Origin of the sequence: uncultured Roseobacter sp., assembly GCF_947493125.1 — a bacterium.
Classification (GTDB): Bacteria; Pseudomonadota; Alphaproteobacteria; order Rhodobacterales; family Rhodobacteraceae; genus Roseobacter.
Window position 1 is genome coordinate 1 of the sequence record NZ_CANLQB010000010.1, and the last position, 21,407, is coordinate 21,407.

The window sequence follows — 21,407 nt, forward strand, 5'->3', positions numbered from 1 at the left end:
GGAGTGGAGCGGGCTGCGGATCGGCTCGGTCGAGAGCCTGTCGGGCATCGTCGATTCCGATGAGTTTGGTGACAGCCGCGTGCGTCTTAACGTGGTGATCGGCATTCAACCGGCCCGTCTTGGCCTGCAGGGCGACGTTGATCCCGCCCGCGCGCTGGAGTTCCTGCGCGCTCGCGTGGCGGAAGGCACGCGGGCCCGGCTGGCCTCCGGCAGCCTGCTGACCGGTGGATTGAAGGTCGAACTGGTCGAGATTGAGGATGCAGAACCCGCCGAGGTGATCGTTTCGGAAGACGATATCGCGCGCCTGCCCTCCACCGACAGTGAAATCTCTGATGCGACGGCCACCGTCGAAGGTGTCTTCACCCGCATCAACAGCCTGCCCATCGAGGAGCTGCTCAACAGCGCCATCGGGTTCATGCAAAGCGCCGAGGCTTTCGTCTCGAGCCAAGAGCTGCGCGAAACCCCTCTCGAGGTCCGCGCGCTTCTGGGTGATTTGCGTGGCATTCTGACCTCCGAAGAGGTGCAGAATATCCCTGTTTCGCTGAACGCGGCGATTGCGCGGGTTGACACGATCCTTGCGCAGATTGAGGACGGGCGCGCGGTTGACCGCATTGTGAAGGCCATTGCCGAGGCCACCAATGCGGCAGCGGCGGTCAATGCCTCCGTCGCGGGTATTCCGGAACTCATCGACAACCTCAGCAGCGTGGCCGCCAAGGCCGAGGCGATGCCGCTGGAAGACCTGACCGTCCAGCTGACCGAACTGCTGGCCTCAGCCGACGACATCCTGGCCACAACCGCCGCGCAAGAGCTGCCCGCGTCCTTGGGCGCCGCGCTGGATGAGCTCAACGCGACACTGGCCGAGCTTCGTGAAGGCGGTGCCGTGCGCAACGTCAACGCAACACTCGCCTCCACCCGCGAGGCCGCCGATGCGGTGGCTCTGTCGAGCCGTGATCTGCCCGCACTCGTGGAACGGATCACGGAAGTCTTCGACCAGGCCAGCCGGACCATCGAAGGCTATAACAAAGGCGATGTGATCAGCCGCGACGCACAGGCCGCGCTGCGGGACATCTCGCAGGCCGCCGATGCGCTGACCTCCCTGGCCCGCTTGCTGGAGCGTAACCCCAGCGCATTGATCAGAGGGCGTTGACCATGATTTCCAAAGCTGTCTCTTTTGCAGGCCTCGCGCTCTTGGTACTCACCGCCTGTGGCGCGGCCCCGGATCGCTACGTGGTGCCGGACCCCACCGTGACTGAGCGCCAGCGCATCGCCTTCCGCGCCGTGGAGATCCGCGAAGTCTCCCTGCCTGCCTATGCCGCGTCGGATGAAATCCCGCAGCAGGATACAGACGGAAGGCTCAGCAGCGATGGCGGCACGCTCTGGGCTGATACACCCGAGCGCGCGGTCGCGCTCGAGCTGGCGCGCCATCTCGCCCGGCTCAGCGGGGCACGCGTGGCCTCCACACCCTGGCCGTTCGAGAGCTTCCCCGATGCACGGCTCGATCTGCGCTTTGAAAGCCTCGTGGCCGAGGCTGAGGGCCGGTTCCGCGCAACAGGACAGTACTTCGTGGCCGTACCCGACGGAAGACGCGAGCGCGCGGGGCTCTTCGACCTCACTGTCCCTTTCGATCCGGCGGGTGGGCCGCCGGCGATTGCAACCGCGCGTGGTCAGATCATCCTCGATCTTGCCGCATTCGTGGCTGCCACCGGGCTCCGCTAATCCGGCCAATCCGCCAGGGCTTGGGCCACGCGGGCGAGCCCCTCCTCGAGATTGACCTCCGTCCCACCACCGACGCCCAGGCGAACGTGCTGGGGCTGATCATATGCGCTGCCTGGCAGCAGAAAGGTGCGATACGGCGGTTCCAGCAACCGGCGCGCGAAGGCGGCGCTGTCGACGCCATCCGGCAAACGGGCAAGCCCGATAAGCCCCGCCTGCGGGGCCACCCAACTGAGGTTCGGCTGCGTCTCGAGCCAGGCTGACATCTTTGCGAGATTGGCTCGTCCTGCCGCCCGCGCAGCCTCCAGCGCTGCCGCATACCGGTCCGGACGCAGTGCAATCTCGGCGATCACTTCGCCCATGATGTTCATGATCTCCGAGGAATTCTCTCGCAGGATCACCGCGTCCATGACCATCTGCGGATCACGACAGATGAGCCAGCCTGTCCGCAGCCCCTGCAACCCCAGCGCCTTTGAAACCGACCCAGTGGTGATGCCGCGCGGATAGAGCCCAGCCACCGAGGGCGCCCGGGGTCCCTGCCACTCCAGCCCAGCGTAAACCTCATCAACCAGCAGCCATGCGCCCACCCGCTCGGCGATGGCCACAACCTCGTTCAGCTCATCATGGCCCAGAAGCTGCCCCGTCGGGTTGTTCGGATTGCTCAGAAAGATCATCCGCGTTTTCTCGGTCACCGCATCCGCCAGCGCGTCCAGCGGCAGCTGCCAGCCGTCGGCCTCGTGGCGTATTACCTCGACGATCGTCGCGCCAACCGCGCGGGCAAGCACCGCGGCCTGGGGCCATCCGGGTGTCTCGATCACGATCTCATCGCCGGGCTGCAACAGCTGCATGATCGCCAGGTAATTCGCCTCGGCCGCTCCGGCGGTGATCAGCACATCTTCAGGCCTGCACCGCCCCTCCAGCCCGGCTTGCGCCAGGACATGGCCGCGCAGCTCCGGCAGGCCACGAAAATCGCGGCTGTTCCAATCCAACGGCAGCGCCGGGTCAAGCTCATCCAGAAACGCGCCCAATGTGGGCGAGGCCGACAGCGAGAATCCGACGATCGCCTCCGGCTGGGCCTCGGTCGTCTCGAGCAGGTACTGGAACAGCTCGTGTATCTTGACTTTCATGGCCCCTCCCCCGCCTACTCGCGCCAACAAGACCGACGAGGCAGGTGAGATGCAACCCCTTCTGACAGGGCGTCCCTTACGGATGGCGGTGCTCGACTACGGGCTCTTTCAGGTGCACGCCAACGGGCGGATCATTGGCATCTGCGGGTATCTGATCCAGACGGATGATGGCGAAAACGTCCTGATCGACACCGGCTTTCCCGCCAAATACGCCGAGGATGCAGCCGCTGCGACAGCGGAGGATGAGCTGGGCGGCTTTGGCCGCGTCCTGTCGCTCATGCCCGAGAACCTCGCACCCGCGCAATTGGCGCGGCTTGGCCTTGGCGCCGAGGACATCACGCTCATGATCCAGAGCCACACGCATATTGATCACGTCGGTTTCCTGCACGGGTTCCCTGCGGCACCAATCGTTATCGCAGCCGCAGAACTTGCCCTGCCCCGACCGCTCTATTGGTCGGGCAAGCAGGTCATGGACTGGCCTGATCGCCGCTACATCGAAGTCGAAAATGACGCCCCTATGGGGCCGGGTTTCGACATTTATCTCGTTCCGGGCCACGCACCCGGCCAACTCGCCTTTCTGATTGAATTGCCGGAGACCGGCCCGGTTTTGCTCACATCTGATGCGATCAGCCGCCCAGCCGAGATTGACGAGCGGTTTGCCGGGTCCTGGGACGAGAGCGCTGCAATGGCCAGTGGTGCACGGCTGATGCAGATCGCCGAAGCGCGGAAGGCGATGGTGATCTACGGCCACTGCCCTGAGCAATGGCGAGGTCTGCGCAAAGCGCCGGCGTGGTACAGCTAGCGCACGTCGCGGCCCTGGTTCAGGATGATCACGTTGCCGCTGGAAATGTCGCCCGCTGGTGACAGCAGGAAGCCCACCCAGGCGGCGATTTCCGCTGGCCGCATGGCCCGCCCGTGCGGCATCTGCGCAATGGCATCGGCCAAGACCTCCTCGCTCACGACATTAAAAAGCGGTGTTTCCGTCATCGCCGGTGCGATGGAGTTCACCGCGATTTTCTCGGTCGCGTAGCGCCGCGCCAGGTCCTTGGTCAGCGTATCCAGCGCCGCCTTGGAAGCCCGGTAATGCGGCGGATCAAACGCGTCGAAATTATACGCGCCGTTGGAGGAGATGTTCACGATCTTCCGAACCCCGGCCCGCCCACGCATCAACTTGATGGCTTCCTGACAGCAGTGAAACGCCCCGGTAAAGTTCAGCGCCATCTGCCGCGCGACCTCCTCTGCCGGTATATCGGGGAAATCGGACATCAGGCAGGTGCCCGCATTGTTCACCAAGGCATCAAGCCCGCCCTGCGCCATGGCGATGTTGTCGAAGGCGGTGGCGATGGCCGTGGGATCCGTCAGATCGACAGGTTTGCCTTCGAACCCTGCGCAGGCCATCTCTGCCAAACCGCTTTCGTCGATGTCGAAGCCGATCACATGGAAGCCATCGCTGACCAGGCGGTCGACAATCGCCCGCCCCATGCCACCCGCGGCTCCGGTCACCACAGCGATTTTTGTCATGCGTTCTCTTTCCTGAAGTCAAAGCGGGTCATATGGAGCCAATCAGCGCCGGTTGCGCGTTCAGCGCGTCTACGTCGAAGCCTGCCAACCGCTTGTATTTCGCCGAATGGGCCGCCAGTTCGTCCTGTGGAATCACATCCTCAATGCGGTCGAACACACCACCACACCGGTCTTCGACCATCTGCAAGATCGCGTCTGGCCCGCTGCCGCGATTGGCCAGCGTGACCGCGCTGGTTCGTGGTCGCAGACTGGCCTCATAGGCGTGCAGGGCCTCAGGCGTTGTGCCGTGTGCTGCAAAACACGCACCGAGTGTCCGCGCATCCACAATCGCCTGGCTCGCCCCGTTCGAGCCCACGGGATAGGTCGGATGGGCGGCATCTCCCATCAGTGTCACCGGGCCTTCCGTCCAACGGGCCACTGGATCCCTATCCACCATTGGATACTCAAACACCGCCTCGGCACCGCGGATCAGCCCGGGCACATCCAGCCAGTCAAACACCCAATCGTCAAAGGCGGGCAGGAAATCCCCGAGGTCCGCAGGGCGGTTCCAGTCTTCTTTCCGCCAGCCTTGGCTCGGATCGACGCGCAACTCCGCGATCCAGTTGATCAGCGCATCGCCTGTCGCCGGATCGGCATTCGTGATCGGATATGCCACGATGCGCTGGCGGTCATGCCCGGCCAGGATCATATCAGCACCACCCAGAAACGGTCTGGTCCGCGTTGTCCCCCGCCAGAGGATCGCCCCGCTCCAGATCGGCGACCCCTCATCCGGGTACATCTGCCCGCGCAAGACCGAGTGGATGCCATCCGCACCGATAGTCACCGTGCCTTCGACGCTCGCCGGGCCATTGGGCCCAGCCAGTTTGAGTTGATGCCCGGAAAACCCAGTCGCGCGATGCCCGGTTATCACAGAGGTTTCGCCTGCCCGAGCGCGTAATGTCTCATGGAGCAGCATCTGTAACTGACCGCGGTGCACCGAGTACTGCGGCCAGTGATAGCCCGCCGCAGTGCCGCGCGGCTCTGTCCAGATTTCGCGGCCCGTCTTGCTGTAGAAGCCGACGCTCTGGGTCGATACGCCGATCTCAGCAAGGTCATCGGCAAGGCCCAGATCATGCAGCTCACGCACCGCATTCGGCTGCAGGTTGATGCCCACGCCCATCGGTTTCAGGGCGCGTACGGCCTCATAGATGCGAAACGGCACCCCGATTTGGTGCAGCGTCAGGCCAAGTGTCAGCCCCGCAATCCCCGCTCCGGCAATCAGAACGGTCATCCCCGGTCAGCCCGCCATGTGACAGGCCACGCGCGCGCCGCGAATGTCGCGCATCTCGGGGCGGGTTTGGCTGCAGACGTCTGCTGCGAGGGGACAGCGCGGGTGAAAGGCACAGCCCTTCGGCGGGTTGATCGGGTCAGGGATCTCGCCCGTGGGCGGTGGTACTTCGCGCCCGAAACTGTCCAGCTGGGGGGCCGCTGCCAACAGCATCTGGGTATAGGGATGCTTGGGGTCGTCAAAGAGCTCATCCGGCCCCGCCTCCTCCACCAGCCGCCCCAGGTAGAGCACGCCGATCCGGTCGGCCATGTGCTGAACCACCGTCAGATCGTGGCTGATAAACAGATACGTGAGCCCAAACTCGTCTTTCAGATCGCTCATCAGGTTCAGCACCTGCGCCTGCACCGACACATCCAGCGCCGAGGTCGGCTCGTCACAGACGATCAGTTTGGGCTCGGAGGCCAGCGCCCGAGCAATGCAAATGCGCTGCCGTTGCCCACCCGAAAACTCATGCGGAAACTTCCCGGCATCTTTCGCCGACAGCCCCACCTGCTCCAGCAGCCGCTCGGCCATCCCGCTCGTGTCCCCGCCCCGCGCGGCCACCGGCTCCACGATAATATCCCGCACGCGCCAGCGCGGGTTGAGCGAGGCGAAGGGGTCCTGAAAAATCATCTGGATGTCGCGCCGCACCGCATCGACTTTGGCGGCGTCGGTCTCGCGTGCCAGATCCGTGCCGCGAATCTCCACCGCGCCCGAGCTCGGCCCGAGAAGCCCTACCAGCATCTTGCCGATGGTCGATTTGCCCGACCCGCTCTCGCCCACCAGCGCATAGACCGTGCGTTCGGCAATCTCGAAACTGACGTCCGAGACGGCGGTGAGGTAGGACTTTTCGCGCCGTTCCACCACCCGGTTCAACCAGGGTTTCGAGACATCGAAAATACGGGTGAGATTCCGGATATCGACCAGCGCCATCAGGCCACGGCCTCCTCAACCATCGGGAAGAGGCAGGCCGCCCGCCCGCCGCCGTCCTCTATGCGGGGTCCGGGCGACACGCGACAGCGGTCGTGCGCCCGGGGACAGCGCGGGTGAAAGGCGCACCCGTCGGGCAGCGCGTCCAACCGCGGCATCGCGCCCGGGATCTGGTGGAGCCGGTCCTTGCCGCGTGAGGCCAGCGGGGTCGAGCCCATCAGACCGTGGGTATAGGGGTGCCGCGGCGCCGTGAGTACGTCGCGCACCGGGCCCAGTTCCGCCAGTTGGCCGGCATACATCACGGCCACCCGGTCTGCCGCTTCAGCGATCACACCCATATCATGTGTGATGAGCATCACCGCGGTGCCCCGCTCGCGGCAGAGCTTCTTCAGGAGCGCGATGATCTGCGCCTGCACCGACACATCGAGCGCGGTGGTGGGCTCATCCGCGATGATAAGCGAAGGCTCGGCACAGAGCGCAAGCGCGATCACCACCCGCTGGCGCATGCCGCCCGAAAACTCATGCGGATAGCTGCCCACGCGCTCGGCGGCGCCGGGAATACCAACCTCTTCCAGCGCTGCGACAGCCCGCCGCTCCGCTTCCGCGCGGCTGATATCCAGATGGGCCAGCATCGTCTCCGTCAATTGATCCCCGATGCGCAAAAGCGGATTGAGCGAGGTCAGCGGGTCCTGAAACACCATGCCTATTTCTTTGCCGCGCAGCCGCCGCATCGCATCGCCGGTGAGCTGATCGACCCGCGTGCCTCGCACATGTATCTCGCCCGCTGCGATATGCGCCGGCGGGCTCAAGAGCCCGATTACGGCATTCCCTGCCATCGACTTCCCCGCCCCGCTCTCGCCGACAACGCCAAGGATTTCGCCCGCTGCGATATCATAGGAAACGCCGCTTACAGGCCGCAAGATGCCGTACCGGGTGGGAATTTCGACGGTGAGGTCGCGGATGGAGAGCACAGGGTCCGCCATTAGCGCAGCCTCGGGTTCAGCGCATCGCGCAGCCAGTCACCCAGCAGGTTCACGCTCAGGGCCAGCGCGAGCAGTGTCACGGCTGGGAACAGCAGGATCCACCACTCGCCGGAGAACAGGAATCCCTGCCCGATGCGAATGAGCGTGCCGAGCGACGGCTGCGTCGGTGGTGCGCCGACGCCGAGGAAACTCAGCGTGGCCTCTGCGATGATCGCCAACGCCAGCGAAATCGTCGCAATCACCAATACGGGAGACAGAACATTCGGCAGAATATGCCGCAGCATGATGGCCCCCGACCCGCGCCCGATCAACCGCGCCGCCTGCACATATTCCTTGTTCTTCTCCACCAGCGTGGCCCCGCGCACGACCCGCGCGAACTGCACCCAATCCGACAGACCGATCGCGATGATCAGCACCCAGATCGCCATCTGATCGCGGTACTCCACCGGTGTGATCCCCTTGGCAATCCCGAAAATCAGCATCGCCACAAGGATCGCCGGGAAGGTCAGCTGCACGTCGGCCACACGCATGATGATCGTCTCGGTCCAGCCGCCCAGATACCCCGCGATCAGCCCCAGCGTCACGCCGAGCACCATCGCAAAGAGCACCGCCGCAACGCCCACAAAGAGCGAGATGCGCATGCCGTAAAGAATGGTCGAAAACACATCCCGCCCCTGATCATCCGTGCCGAGCCAGAAGGTCTCGCCCGTGAAGGCATTGGGCTCCATGGGCTTGGAGAACCCATTCATCAGATTGAGCGAGGCCGGGTCGAAGGGGTCATACGGAGCGATCAAGGGCGCAAACACGGCGCAGAGGACCATGAACAGCACAATCGCTGCCGAGACAATCGCAACCGGTGATTTGCGGAACTGGTAGGCAAAATCGCTTTCCAGCGCGAGGCGGAGGCGCGAGCGTTCCACCGGGGTCGTCGTTTGGGTGAGATCCGCCATCAGTGCGCCGCCGTTCTGTCCGCGCGCAGTCGCGGATCAATAGCAAAGTAAAGAAGGTCGACGATCAGGTTGATCGCCACGAACATCACCGAAATCAGCATCAGATATGCCGCCATCACCGGGATATCGACGAATTGGATCGCGTTGATGAACAGCAGCCCGACACCCGGCCACTGGAACACCGTCTCGGTGATGATCGCAAAGGCGATGATGGAGCCCAGCTGCAAGCCCGTCACCGTGATCACGGGCACCAGTGTGTTCTTCAAAGCATGGCGAAAGTTCACCGCGCGATCGCGCAAACCGCGGGCTCGGGCAAAGCGGATGTAGTCCTGTCGCAAGACCTCCAGCATCTCCGACCGCACCAACCGCATAATTAAAGTCATCTGGTAAAGCCCCAGTGTAATCGACGGTAATATAAGGGCTTTCAGGCCACTCTCTGTCAGAAACCCAGTGGACCATCCGCCCACCATCACCGTCTCTCCGCGCCCGAAACTGGGCAGCCAGCCAAGCTCGACGGAAAACAGGTAGATCAACAGGATGCCAATCAGAAAGGTGGGCAGCGACACCCCGATCAGCGACACAGACATGATCGCATTGGCTGTAAACCCATTGCGCCGGATCGCCGTGAACACGCCCAAGGCAATCCCGATTGTAATCGCCAGAAACCCGGACACCGCTGCCAGCTCAAGCGTGGCGGGCGCGCGCTCGATCAGGATGTCGGAGACAGGGCGCCCCTGACGGTAGCTGACACCGAAATTGCCCTGAACAGCGCCTTTCAGGAACTTGTAGTACTGTACTGGAAACGGTTGATCGAGCCCAAGCTCGGTGCGCAGACGCTCGATATCCGCCTGCGTGCGCTCCTGCCCCAGCATGTTGTCGATGGGATCGCCCACAAAACGGAACATCGAAAACGCCACCGCGCCAACAACGAGCAACACGAGGATCGACTGGAAGACGCGGCGGATGATGAAGGCGAGCATGTCGGTTCTCTAGTTCACGGTGACCCAGCGCAGCAGGAAGAAGTTGTCAGGCCGTTGCGTCAGTTCCACATTCGCCTGCGTGCCCCAGACCAGCGGCTGTACGTAGAGCGGCACATACGCCACCTCGTCCTGCAGGATCTTCGTGGTCTCATCGAGCATCATCTGCCGTTTGCCATCGTCGATCTCGGACTGGATCATTGGCAGCAGCTCATCCACCCGCGCATTGGAGAATCCTCCAAAATTCCAAGAGCCTAGCTTCTTTTCTTCATTCGGCGTGCTGGCCAGAAACCGCACCGGATGCTCCGCATCAAAGGTCCCCGGCGACCAGCCGAGGAGATACATGTCATAGTTGTCGGCACGCAGCTCGGGCCAGTAGTTCTGCACCGGCATCGCGTCAAGCGTCGCACGCATTCCCACCTGCGCCAACATACCTGTCACAGCCTGACACACGGACTCGTCATTCAGATACCGGTCGTTCGGGCACTTCAGCCCAAAGGAGAATCCGTCAGGATACCCCGCCTCAGCCAGCAGTGCCCGTGCCCTGTCCGGATCATAGGCAGGCCGCGCGGCCAGATCCGCGCTGAAACCGCGCATCGCCGGGCTGACCAGTTGGCTCACCTCCTCGGCGTTGCCGCGCATGATTGTCTGCAGGATCGCGGGCACATTCACCGCATGAGAGACCGCCTGCCGCACGCGCACATCCGCGAAAGGATTGGCGTCTGCGGTTTCATTGGAATACTTCAGCGCCTCGGCTTCATGCGGGAAGCCCAGCATGATCACACGCGCTTCGATGCCCTGAATGACCTTGACCTGATCATTTGCGGCCAGCCGCGCGGTGTCCTGGATCGGCACCGGGTTGATGAAATCCACATCGCCGGAGAGCAGCGCCGCCACCGCGGTCGCCGGGTTCTGGATCGGCGTCAGTTCGGCGCGGGTGATGTTGTGCTCCGCCTCATCCCACCAGCCGCCGAAGGGCTCCAACACCGTGCGCAGCCCGGGCTCGCGCGTTACCAATTGGAACGCCCCCGTCCCATTCGCGTTCAGCGTCGCGAAATTGCCGTTGTCCTTGTCGGGTCGCACAGCGGTGTTCGCCTCAGCCCAGCCCGCGTCCATCATCATCCAGTTGGCGATGCTATCGGGAAAAATCGGGTTCGGCGCCGTGGTCATGATATCGACGGTATAGTCGTCGACCACACGCACCTCAGAGACAGGCGCAAACCAGCTGCGCGTATCCGCCGCCTCGCTCGACGCGCGCTCATAGGAAAAGAGGACATCCTGCGCGTCAAATGTACTTCCATCGTGGAAGGTCACGCCCTCGCGCAGGGTGAACCGCCAGCCCGCACCGCCGTCGATCGGCTCCCAGGCGGTCGCCAGTGCGGGCTCGATGCTCATGTCCTTCCCACGCCTGACGAGCCCTTCATAGACATTGTTCAGAAAGCCCAGAACCGCCGCGGAGTTGACCGCATGCGGATCCATTGTCTGCGGGTCGGTCGTTTCAGCCCATCGAAACTCTTCAGCTCCCAACATGGAGGCGGAGGCCATCAAGACAGCGGAGAAAGAGAGGGAACGCAGCATCGGAAAACCCTTTCGGCAAGTATGCAGGAAAGCGGTGATGACACGGCCCCCAGCGAGGGCCGCGCCACATGTTTCACAAGCTCATCAGGCTCAGTTCAGCTTGAAGTACTTGATTTTCGGCGAATCTTCCGCCTCGACCACGGTGTCGACGTTCGACTTCATACCCCAGTTCAGAACCTGGTGGTGGATCGGGATATAGAGCTTCTCCTCCTGCACCACTTCCCAGATCGCGGCGATATCTGCATCGCGCGCTTCCAGATCGGTGTTCGACGCAAGGCTCTGGATCTTCGCATTCAGATCGTCATTGGTATAGCGCGTCGCGTTCCACGACCCGTATTTGTCGTCACGCCCGTGCACGAGGAAGTTGAAGATGTATTCCGAGTCGTACGTCGGCACACCCCAGCCCAGCATGTAGAAATCCGTTTCCAGATTGCTGAGCAGCGGGAAGTGCTGCGCCTTGGGCTTGGCGTCGAGGTTCACGGTGATCCCGATCTGCGCCAGCATACCGACAGCCGCCTGACAAATCGCCTCGTCATTGATGTAGCGGTCATTCGGACAGTCGAGCTGGATCGAGAAGCCATCCCCATACCCCGCGTCCGCCATCAGCGTCTTGGCCTTGTCGAGATCGGTGGTCGAAGACGCATCCATCTCCTCGTCCCAGCCATTCACGAAGGGCGGAGCGATCATGCCCGCGGGCGCGGACTGGCCGCGCATCACCACCTGCTTGATGGCATCGCGGTTGATTGCCAGGTTCATCGCCTCGCGCACGCGCACATCCGCGAGCGGGTTGGCGCCTTCGACGTTGTCGTTCGCCAGATCCTCGTCGCCCACGTTCATGCCGAAGAAGATCACCCGGTTCTGAGGAGCCGTCCGCACATCCAGCCCGTCGGTGCTTGCCACACGGTCAAGGTCCTGCACCGGCACGTCCTGAATGAAATCCACCTCGCCCGAGAGCAGCGCCGCCACGCGCGTGGCGGCGTTCTGGATCGGCGTGTAGATGATCTCGGTCACCTCAAGCGGGAACTCATCCTTACCCCAATAATTCTCGTTCAGCGTCAGCACGGTCTTGACGTCCGGCTCGCGGCTCACCAGCTTGTAAGGCCCTGTTCCGTTTGCGTTTTTCGCGGCAAACGTATCCTCACCACCTTCATAATCCTGCACGTCGACGGCGTTGTTCGCTTCCGCCCATTCCTTGTCCATGATGAACATGTTGGTCAGGTTGTTTGGCATGATCGGGTTCGGGCCGTTGGTCACGATCTCGATGGTATAGGCGTCCGGCGCGCGGACTTCAGCGACCGAAGCCAGCAACTCCTTATAGTCGGAGTCCTCGGTCATTGCCCGCTCGAGGCTGAACTTCACGTCCGAGCTGTCGAAGGCCGCGCCATCGTGGAAGGTCACACCTTCCCGCAGCTTGAACACCCAGACATTCGGGTCCTCTTCGGACGGCGCCCATTCGGTCGCCAGCGCGGGCACGATGGTGCCTGCATGGTCACGATGGACCAGCGGCTCCATGATCTGATGCGCAAAGGTCGAGGTCGGGCCTTCGTTCTGCGCATGCGGATCCAGCGTCAGGCTGTCACCTGCACGCGCCCACCGCAGCGTTTCGGCCGAAGCCAGCGCCGTGCTCGACAGCAGGATCGCAGCAGACAAAAGGGTTGTTGTCTTTCTCATGTCAAAATCTCCCCGGTTTGTTTTTCTGCGGGTAATCTTCGGGACCACGCGCGGTTTGGCAAGCCCCTTGCACAACTTCAGGGCGAACAATCCGCGACAATCGGTGAAAAGTTTGACCACACGATAAAATCAGGCAGCGCCCGGCAGCACGACATGCCGCCCACCCTCTTCAAAGTCGTTCAGACCCAAAGACCAGACTGTGCCGGGCCAGCGCAATTCCATCTGCCGCCGACGGGGCCGATAGACTGCCGTATAAAGCGTGCCAAAGCCCACGTTGAACGCTGTCGAATAGAGCGGCGGCTTCAAAAACGCGCCAATGAACTTCTCTTCAGGATCACGGTGTAAGGTCAAGCGATGCAAAAGAAACCGCTCCCGCTCAACGGTTGCTGTGAACCGGGCATGGCTGACCCACTCCACATTCTCCTGATGGTTCGTGGCGACAGCGGCATGGGTGATCAGCGTCTGGCGGTCCGGCGCCATCATCGCCGTCAGATACTGCCGTTTCCGGTCCAGAACCGTCACATTGTAACTCATGTGGGTCGGAATGCGCGCGAGCGCCGCCCCCGCCTCCTCCGCCGTTTCGCAGGTTTGCAGCACATAGCGCAAGATCAGCGGGACGCCGAACCCCTCACCCACGACGCGCCGCCCGCCGAAGGTCAGCGAGATCGAGAGCCCCGCGTCATTGACCCCATCGACCAGCCCCCAGAGCCCGTCCGAGGTGCCCATGACCCGCCGCCCGCGCCATTTCGTGCACAGCACGAGGCTGTCAAAGGCATTGGGGTTGTAATCGTAATTGCGCACCATCACCGGCTCCTTGCCGGTCCAGATCGCCTGGGAGCAGCCGGCCAGATAGGGCGGCGGGCAGTAGAACGACAAAAACCGCGCCGCCAGATCGCCGCCTCCAACCAGCTCGCATAGCTCGTCATAGAGCGGCACGATCTCAGGCATATGCTGCCGCAAGGCCCCGCGCGACTCCGTATAGGTGGGCCGCGCCGTTTCGCCCTCCTTCAGCCACCAGCGCTTATAGTCGGGCCAGTACTCGGCAAAAAGCCCGGACCATTTCGGTCCAGGCGCATCTTCACTTACGGCGCGCCATAACATCTGTTGCGCGGTCCTTTCGGGTCAGAGGATCTTGAACGCCGGATCCGCCAGCGCCGTTGCCGTGGGCAGCGGCTTGGCCGTCACGCTCTGCTTGATCCCGTGGATCCATTTTTTCGCCCGCTCATTCAACCGGAAACTCTTGGTCATCGAGCGCCCGCGCGTCACCAGAATGCCGATATCCGCCCCTTCGTAGCGATAGTCGCCGGGTCCAAGAATGCGCAGGAAAAACGCCTCGTTCTCACTTTCCACCGCGCGACGGTGATAGTCGAAGCGGTCATAGACCACGCGCCCATCTTCCAGCATCCGGTAGATGCCCGTCTCGGGGGCCGAGGTGCAGATATCGACGCTGTCCTCGGTATGCTTGATCACCATCTGGCTCCAGGAATCGATGTTCGCACTGTCAGCCCAGCGGGCGTTCAACTCATCCACATCGAGGTTGAATTTCCGTTTTGAGAATTCCAGTAGGTGGAACAGGAACAGCGGCGCATCCGCATGGGCAAAAGCCGCGTGGTTGGTCATCGACGAGGCGCCGGTGATCCGCGGGTTCAATTCGCCCAGCCAGATGTCGCCCGTTTTCTTATCGATCAGGAAATCGAGCTCGAAGTACCCGCGATAGCCCTCCTTGCGCAGCTGCTCGCCGAACTTGAAGGTCAGATCGCGTGCCTTCTCCCGGACTTTCGGCGTGAAGGCGGTCGAGAAAATCTCATTGCCGCACCAGCCGCCGCGATAGGGGGTGAGCTCCTTGAAGCCGACAAGCTCTGTCATCAAAGGCCCGACGATCGTGCCCTCCTTGGTCGCGCATGCCTCGATGGCAGAGCCCCGGCAGTCGATCCGCTTCATGATCTTGATCTCGCCCTCGCCGACAATCTCGTGCTCATGGCGTCGGAAATCGGCCTCGGACTTGATGAAAAACGTCGTGTGACCGCTGTCGCCGAAGGCGGATTGCAGCACCAGATCATGCCCGATCTTGGCCTTTTCGCAGGTCTTCTTCAGATCTTCATAGGATTTCACCTCGGCCAACACATTCGGCACCGAAGGTACCCCCGCCTTGTTGCCGATGCGCACCGTCTCGATCTTGTTGTCCATCTTGGTGCGCAGTTTGGCTTTGGGGAACCAGACCTCCGCGCCCAGCTCTTTCGACAGCCGCTCGGTCTCGGCATCGAACATCAGGAAAACGAATTTCGGCTTGCCCCCGCGCCGCTTGATGAAGTCGATGACTTCCTTGTGCTGCAGCAGGTAGTTGTTGATGTCCTCGATGGACTGGAATTCCGCATGCGGCTGCTCGGAGGGGCAAAACACGTTCGGATGTTTGCCGCCATAGCAATCAATGTAGCAGATGTACTTGAAATTCTTGACCCATTCGTCCAGCCCCAACAGGTTGAAGTTCGTGGCCGAGATGAAATAGACCGGGTCCTCATTGCGGTGGAAATAGCGGCGGATCTCCGAGATATTCTTCAGAACCGTAGCTGACATGTCTTAGTGTCCTTCCTGTTGGTTTATTCGGCCGCAGAGGCCAGAGAAGTGCCGTTCTTGGCATCGACGAGCGCTTGCAGCGCCTCTTGGGTAAAGACCCGCAGCCCCAGATCGGGCCGGTATCCGTGGATTTCGCTCACATCCAGCGCCAGCATGAAGGCGAGGATCTCTTTGCTGACCACCTGCCCGGGCACCAGGATCGGGAAACCTGGCGGATACGGGATGATGAAACTGGCGGAGACGACCTCCTCGCCCGCCTCCAGGGCCGCCCCCAGCGATCCGTTGATGTCGAGGTAGTCGCATTTCTCCTCGTCATAGGCGAGGAAGAAGGCCGAGCGGATATCGCCCTCGCCCGTCACATCGCACTGCCGGAAGGCATCGTGGAACCGGCTGAAATCCGGCAGCGGCGGCAGCTCTTCCATGAGCCCCTTGACCCGCCGATCAAACGACAACCGTTCCATCCGGCTCGCATCATCCAGCCGTTCATCCAGCGATTTGGCGATCTCCACCAGAACCTCGATGAGATACGCCACCGACGACCGCGTCGTGCCGATATTCGTCATGAACAGCACCGTGTTGCGCGACGTCTTGTTGATCTGGATGCCGTATTTGTCCATCAGGATATCGGTCTTGAACGTGTCGCCATCCCAGCCGGTGCCCCCCACCGCGAGCGTGACCCGCGTGGCATCCAGGACGAAATCATCCTGCTCCCAGCTGTCCCACATATCGGTCCAGCCTTGCTGGGCATCGTAATAGCTGGTGATACCCGATTGCCGATGATGATCCGGGATCATATCCCCTGCCGTCAGCACCTTGAAATACTTCGACAAAAGCGGGTGCGTCATGATCGCCCGCCGCATCGACATCGCGGCTTCGATCTGGCGCTGGACGAACTCGAAGCCTTCCAACTCCACCTGCCGCCGTCCCACGTCGAGGCTCGCAATGATCTGGTAGTTGGGCGAGGTCGAGGTATGGGTCATATAGGCCTCGTGGAAGGCCTGCTCCACCTCGCCCTTGAAGTCCTGATCGAATACATGGATCATCGAGCCCTGCCGCAGCGAGGTCAGCGTCTTGTGCGTTGACTGTGTCGAATAAGCCCGCACACGTGCATTCGGCGGCGCGATCAGCCGGGTATCGAGCAGTTTCTCATCATCGCAGCCCTCCAGCATCGACTGCTGCGCCTCGTAAAGCCGCTCGTGCGTGTCGCTGCGGAACTTCTCTTTCAGCGTGCCCGCCGCCGACATGGCCGTGCGCTGGCGATAGGTCGGGTTGAACCGCGCAAAGGCAAACCACGCCTCGTCCCAGAGGAAGATCAGATCCGGCTTGATCGCCAGACATTCTTCCATCACCCGCTCGACGTTATAGACAAGCCCATCAAAGGTGCAGTTGGTCAGCAAGAGCATCCGCACCCGGTCGAGCTTGCCTTGAGCTTTCAATTCCAGCAAACGGTGCTTGATCTCGCGCAGCGGCACCGCGCCATACATCGAGTATTCGTTGAGCGGATAACTATCGAGGTAGCTCACCTGCGCCCCGGCCAACACCATCCCATAGTGATGCGACTTGTGGCAGTCGCGATCTACCAACACGATATCTCCAGGCCGAACAAGGGCTTGCACGACGATCTTATTGCAGGTCGAGGTGCCATTGGTGGCGAAAAACGTCTGTTTCGAGCCAAAGGCGCGGGCCGCCAACTCCTGCGCCTCCTTGATCGGCCCATGCGGCTCCAACAGGCTGTCGAGGCCGCCCGAGGTCGCCGAAGTTTCCGCAAGGAAAATATTCGGCCCGTAGAACGCCCCCATGTCCTGAATCCAATGCGACCGAGAGATCGACTTGCCGCGGCTGATCGGCATTGCGTGAAAGACACCCGTGGGTTGCTTTGAGTAGTTCACCAAGGCCGTGAAAAACGGTGTCTTGTTGCGCGCCTGCACCCCGCGCAGGATGTTCAGGTGCAGCTCCATGAAGTCTTCCTGATTATAGAAGACCCGCCGGCAAATCCCCAGATCAAGCCCCGCGATCTCCTCCACCGAGCGTTCGGTCACGAGGTAAGCATCCAGCTCCGGCCGCACCTTCGCGACCAGCCGGCAGAGCTCCGGCCCATAATTCTCAGGCAGCATGTTGTCGATCTCTTCCTGCCCACCCGCACGGGTGATAAACCGCGCGACGATCTCCTGATCCATTCGTGACTTCAGCACCAACCCGGGCCGCACCACAATCGCCTGAATGTTGTGATTGAAGAGCACCGCCACCAGCGCATCCTCGAGGCTCGGCACCACCAGCGCCTCATAGACAAACGGGTCCTCCGGGCGCCGCATCCGCGTCACGTTGCTGCGCAGCCAGCGTTCCTGATGCTCGTTCACATTGTCGACGATCAGCACCTCGAAGTAGGGCTTGGCGAGCGCCCGCGCCTCGGGCGGCAACATCGCCTCGTCGTCATGTTCCTCATGATCCACGCTGTCCCGCTCGAGCGGGATATGCCGCCGCCGATAGGCTCCTGTGGTCAGTGCTCGCGTGACGCGCCCCACCGCAAAAGCCAGATCATCGAAGGAACCATGCTCGAACTGCCGCCGCATGTGATCGAAGGCCGCCATGCCGGGAAACGCCCAATAGGGCTCGATCACCGCGAGCGATTTGAACAGCTCTTCGACAGTCTTGCGCAGCGCCGCTTCCTGCTTGGGCTTCGGGCCGCGGGTCAGGCCCGCCGTTGCTTCCCGCAGCGCGCTCCATCGGTCAGATCGCAATTGAATCGCCGAAGAATAATCGTTTATCGCATGCATCAGTTGTCCTCCGCTGTCCGGGAGAACCACCGTTGCAGCGCGGGCAGTGCCCGCTCTTCTCCGGCGATCTACCCGCTAGATTGTTTTTCGTTTTCCCCTGTACCGTCGGTCAGGGGTTTTGGCGCTACCTCTGTTTGGGCGGCTTTACTCGTCTGGTTTGCAGGTTGTGCGGCAACAGCACCAGACAGCGTGTCGATCGCCATACCCTTGAAGGCTGGCGTTTCCTGCACTTTCTGAGCTGGCACATCCACGTGAAGTCCCGCGCGCGTCCCCTGCTGTGGTATTTCCAATGGGCCCAACGTCTTCAGATACGCATCGGTTCCACTGTCCCGATCATAGACCGAGAAGTCGACAGAGCGGTCGCGGAAGCTCTTGAGCACCTGGCCCAGTCCCTTCATGCCCGTCTCGCGCTGGCGGCGCACCATGTTGAGGTCAATCTCGATGGGGAACATGTCCTCCTGCCCCGCCGACTGGTGCAGCACATGCGCCGAAGGGTCGACCACAAGGCTGCGCCCCACGCCGCCTGCACCCAGGCCATTCACGTCAAAGACATAGCACTGAAACTGCGCCGCCGTGGCCCGCGCAATCGCCAGCTCCGCATCGCGGTCGGTCGTGCCGGTCAGCACCGGATGCAACAACACCTCGACCCCCTGCGCCGTCAGCTGCCGCGTGGTCTCAGGAAACCAGATGTCATAGCAGATCGACAGGCCAAAGCGCCCCACCTCCGGCACGTCGAACACACAGAACTCCGTGCCCGCCGCAATCCCGGTCTCATACGGCCGGAACGGAAACATCTTGGCATAGCGCTTGATGATCTCACCGTCCGGGTTGATCACCACGGCGGTGTTGAAGACCAGCCCGGTCTCGGGGTCGCGCAGAAACATCGACCCCGGAATGAGCCAGACCCGGTGTTTGCGCGCGGCCTCGCAGAAGGTCTCAAGCGCCTCGTTCTGCGGCGCCTGCGCGAATTTATCCAAAGGCCCATAGGGTGCCAGCTCCGAAAACAGCACCATCTGCGTCCAGGGGAAGCGCGCCATCAGCACGTCCAGCCGATGGATCATTCCTTCCACGTTGGAATGCAACGCGTTCACATACATCTGTACGCCGGCAATGGCGAATGGGGTCATAACAAAACACTCCGTCGCGGCGAAGGGGGCCGCCCCGGCCCACAAAAAGCTTCGCACCGCGTTGCCTTACGCCCATCGGGCGCAGGTTGGAACCACTGATACGCATGTCGGGTAAAAGGAACCTTGGGGAAGGCCCACTGTGCCCAGGTATTTGGCACAGCGTCCCGCGTTTTGGATATTATTTTAAACGTATCCATGACCTCTCTCCACGGGTCTCTGGCTGCGAGAGCACAAGGGCAGATCTATAGGCAGGTACGTCGGCAACAGGTCCCCCGTTTCTTGTCACGGTCTGCGCCACCCCGTCGTCTCGCGGGATTCGGCTTTTTGATCATATGCGCAGCCGACCGATTTAAAGCGTACGAAGCTTTGCGCCGCTGATCAAGCGCCATGGCAAAAGCTGCTGTCGCAAAAGGGTGATACAGAAATCCTTGCGCAAATCTGCACAATGACTCATCATTTTCAGATGTTTAATTTTTCGTGAACCCGCCAGCCGGGGCGCTCGCCCATTTCCGCTGCAGCCAGAGCAGGACCACCACATGCCCGATCTCTCCTCGATGATGCGCTACACCACCTTCGCGGGTGTCGTGGCGGCCAGCCTCCTTTGCCTGATCGCTGCCCTGATCTGGACATGGTGGATGCTGATCCCGGCGGCCATGTTCATCTTCCTGTCGCTGCTCGGCTTGCACGATGTCCGCCAGCCGCATCACTCGATCCTGCGCAACTACCCCGTGCTCGGCCATATGCGCTTTCTCTTCGAAGGCATCCGCCCCGAGATCCGCCAATACCTGATCGAATCCGATCAGGATGAGGAGCCTTTCTCCCGCGACGCGCGCAGCCTCGTGTACCAACGCGCGAAGGGACAGGAAGACAAGCGCCCCTTCGGCACCCGCGAACGGGTCTATGACGCGGGCTATTCCTGGGTCACTCATTCCGTGGCCCCGGTCGAGATCGAAGACTGTGACTTTCGCGTGCGCATCGGCGGCCCGGCATGCACGCACCCCTACGACGCCTCGCTCTACAACATCTCGGCCATGAGCTTCGGCTCGCTCTCCGCCAATGCGATCCAGGCGCTGAACACCGGCGCCAAACTCGGCGGCTTTGCCCATGACACCGGCGAAGGCTCGGTCAGCCGGTATCACAAGGCGGGCGGCGGCGATCTGATCTATCAGGTGGCCTCCGGATACTTCGGCTGCCGCGCCGAGGATGGCACCTTTGACCCCGAGAAGTTCCGCGAGACCGCCAGCCTCGACCAGATCAAGATGATCGAGCTGAAGCTCAGCCAAGGCGCCAAACCCGGCCACGGCGGCATGCTGCCCGCCTCCAAGATCACCCCGGAGATCGCCGAGGCACGCGGCATTCCCATGGGCGAGGACTGCGTCTCACCCGCCGCCCATTCCGCCTTCTCCACGCCCATCGAGATGATGCAGTTCATTGGGCAATTGCGCGAGCTGTCCGGCGGCAAACCTGTGGGCTTCAAGCTCTGCATCGGCCACCGGCGCGAGTTCATGTGCATGGTCAAAGCAATGCTGGAAACAGACATCGTGCCCGATTTCATCGTCGTCGACGGCACCGAGGGCGGCACGGGGGCGGCCCCCGTCGAGTTCTCCAACCACATCGGCATGCCCCTCATCGAAGGGCTCACCTTCGTGCACAACACCCTGCGTGGCGCCGGGCTGCGCGATCAGGTGCGCATCGGGGCGGCGGGCAAGATCATCTCCGCCTTCGACCTCGCGCGCGCGCTCGCTCTCGGTGCTGATTGGTGCAACTCCGCGCGGGGCTTCATGTTCTCCATCGGCTGCATTCAGGCGCAGGCCTGCCACACCAATCACTGTCCGGTGGGCGTCGCCACGCAAGACCCCATTCGCCAACGCGCGCTGGACGTGGGCTCAAAATCCCAACGCGTCGCGCGCTTCCACGACAACACATTGAAAGCGCTCGGCGAGATGACAGGAGCCGCGGGCCTCAAACATCCCGGGGACTTCATGCCCCAACACCTGATGGTGCGCTTGGGCGACAAGGAAATGGCCGAGGGCAACGATGCTTACCCCTATCTGCCCATGGGCTTCCTCTTCGACAACCAGTCGGACGTGGGTGCAGATTATCGCAAACGCTGGGCGCGCGCGGATGCGGCCAGCTTCGCGCCCCCACCCTGCTGACACGAAAAAGGGCGCCGCAG

General features: G+C 62.1%; 16 protein-coding genes and 1 pseudogene. 4 read left to right on the top strand and 13 right to left on the bottom strand.

Going from position 1 to position 21,407, the window contains the following annotated elements:
- Both Q1A71_RS19720 and Q1A71_RS19725 read left to right on the top strand, forming a co-directional pair.
- Positions 1 to 1,147: pseudogene (locus Q1A71_RS19720) on the top strand (paraquat-inducible protein B); the annotation flags it as partial.
- A gap of 2 nt (positions 1,148 to 1,149) precedes the next feature.
- Positions 1,150 to 1,716, top strand: a complete 567-nt coding sequence (locus Q1A71_RS19725) for an ABC-type transport auxiliary lipoprotein family protein (protein WP_299680640.1) — start codon at positions 1,150 to 1,152, stop codon at positions 1,714 to 1,716.
- Here the strand turns inward: Q1A71_RS19725 and Q1A71_RS19730 are convergent.
- Positions 1,713 to 2,840 (bottom strand): pyridoxal phosphate-dependent aminotransferase, encoded by a 1,128-nt coding sequence (locus Q1A71_RS19730; RefSeq protein WP_299680643.1) that lies wholly within the window; start codon positions 2,838 to 2,840, stop codon positions 1,713 to 1,715. The two genes, Q1A71_RS19725 and Q1A71_RS19730, sit on opposite strands and share 4 nt — an antisense overlap.
- 49 nt (positions 2,841 to 2,889) lie before the next feature.
- Here Q1A71_RS19730 and Q1A71_RS19735 point away from each other — a divergent pair, with 49 nt between their 5' ends.
- Positions 2,890 to 3,642 (top strand): MBL fold metallo-hydrolase, encoded by a 753-nt coding sequence (locus tag Q1A71_RS19735; protein WP_299680646.1) that lies wholly within the window; start codon positions 2,890 to 2,892, stop codon positions 3,640 to 3,642.
- Here Q1A71_RS19735 and Q1A71_RS19740 read toward each other — a convergent pair.
- From Q1A71_RS19740 to Q1A71_RS19795, 12 genes are all read right to left on the bottom strand, one after another.
- Positions 3,639 to 4,361, bottom strand: a complete 723-nt coding sequence (locus Q1A71_RS19740; RefSeq protein WP_299680649.1) for an SDR family oxidoreductase — start codon at positions 4,359 to 4,361, stop codon at positions 3,639 to 3,641. The two genes, Q1A71_RS19735 and Q1A71_RS19740, sit on opposite strands and share 4 nt — an antisense overlap.
- A gap of 28 nt (positions 4,362 to 4,389) precedes the next feature.
- Complete coding sequence (locus tag Q1A71_RS19745) at positions 4,390 to 5,631, bottom strand: flavin-dependent oxidoreductase (protein WP_299680652.1); 1,242 nt, start codon at positions 5,629 to 5,631, stop codon at positions 4,390 to 4,392.
- Between the two features lie 6 nt (positions 5,632 to 5,637).
- Entirely contained in the window at positions 5,638 to 6,600 is a 963-nt protein-coding gene (locus Q1A71_RS19750; RefSeq protein WP_299680655.1) for an oligopeptide/dipeptide ABC transporter ATP-binding protein, read from the bottom strand.
- Complete coding sequence (locus tag Q1A71_RS19755; RefSeq protein ID WP_299680658.1) at positions 6,600 to 7,580, bottom strand: ABC transporter ATP-binding protein; 981 nt, start codon at positions 7,578 to 7,580, stop codon at positions 6,600 to 6,602. Before Q1A71_RS19755 ends, Q1A71_RS19750 begins: the two co-directional genes overlap by 1 nt.
- A complete protein-coding gene (locus Q1A71_RS19760; RefSeq protein ID WP_299680661.1) occupies positions 7,580 to 8,530 on the bottom strand; it encodes an ABC transporter permease in 951 nt (316 codons plus the stop codon). Before Q1A71_RS19760 ends, Q1A71_RS19755 begins: the two co-directional genes overlap by 1 nt.
- Positions 8,530 to 9,510 (bottom strand): ABC transporter permease, encoded by a 981-nt coding sequence (locus Q1A71_RS19765; RefSeq protein ID WP_299680664.1) that lies wholly within the window; start codon positions 9,508 to 9,510, stop codon positions 8,530 to 8,532. The genes Q1A71_RS19760 and Q1A71_RS19765 overlap by 1 nt, the downstream gene beginning before the upstream one ends.
- Positions 9,511 to 9,519: 9 nt before the next feature.
- Positions 9,520 to 11,085 carry an ABC transporter substrate-binding protein gene (locus Q1A71_RS19770; protein WP_299680667.1) on the bottom strand — a complete coding sequence of 522 codons (1,566 nt, stop codon included), beginning with the start codon at positions 11,083 to 11,085 and terminating at the stop codon, positions 9,520 to 9,522.
- A 90-nt stretch (positions 11,086 to 11,175) separates the two neighbouring features.
- Positions 11,176 to 12,756, bottom strand: coding sequence for an ABC transporter substrate-binding protein (locus Q1A71_RS19775; RefSeq protein WP_299680670.1), 1,581 nt, complete (start codon positions 12,754 to 12,756; stop codon positions 11,176 to 11,178).
- 129 nt (positions 12,757 to 12,885) lie between these two features.
- Complete coding sequence (locus tag Q1A71_RS19780; protein WP_299680672.1) at positions 12,886 to 13,857, bottom strand: C45 family peptidase; 972 nt, start codon at positions 13,855 to 13,857, stop codon at positions 12,886 to 12,888.
- Positions 13,858 to 13,878: 21 nt separating this feature from the next.
- A complete protein-coding gene (locus tag Q1A71_RS19785; protein WP_299680674.1) occupies positions 13,879 to 15,330 on the bottom strand; it encodes a biotin carboxylase in 1,452 nt (483 codons plus the stop codon).
- A gap of 23 nt (positions 15,331 to 15,353) precedes the next feature.
- Positions 15,354 to 18,104 (bottom strand): aminotransferase class I/II-fold pyridoxal phosphate-dependent enzyme, encoded by a 2,751-nt coding sequence (locus tag Q1A71_RS19790; protein ID WP_299680676.1) that lies wholly within the window; start codon positions 18,102 to 18,104, stop codon positions 15,354 to 15,356.
- Between the two features lie 68 nt (positions 18,105 to 18,172).
- Positions 18,173 to 19,231, bottom strand: coding sequence for a carbon-nitrogen hydrolase family protein (locus Q1A71_RS19795; RefSeq protein ID WP_299680679.1), 1,059 nt, complete (start codon positions 19,229 to 19,231; stop codon positions 18,173 to 18,175).
- 536 nt (positions 19,232 to 19,767) lie between these two features.
- On the opposite strand from Q1A71_RS19795, the gene Q1A71_RS19800 reads away from it, so the two are divergent.
- Positions 19,768 to 21,387 (top strand): FMN-binding glutamate synthase family protein, encoded by a 1,620-nt coding sequence (locus tag Q1A71_RS19800; RefSeq protein WP_299680682.1) that lies wholly within the window; start codon positions 19,768 to 19,770, stop codon positions 21,385 to 21,387.
- The last annotated feature ends 20 nt before the right edge of the window (positions 21,388 to 21,407 follow it).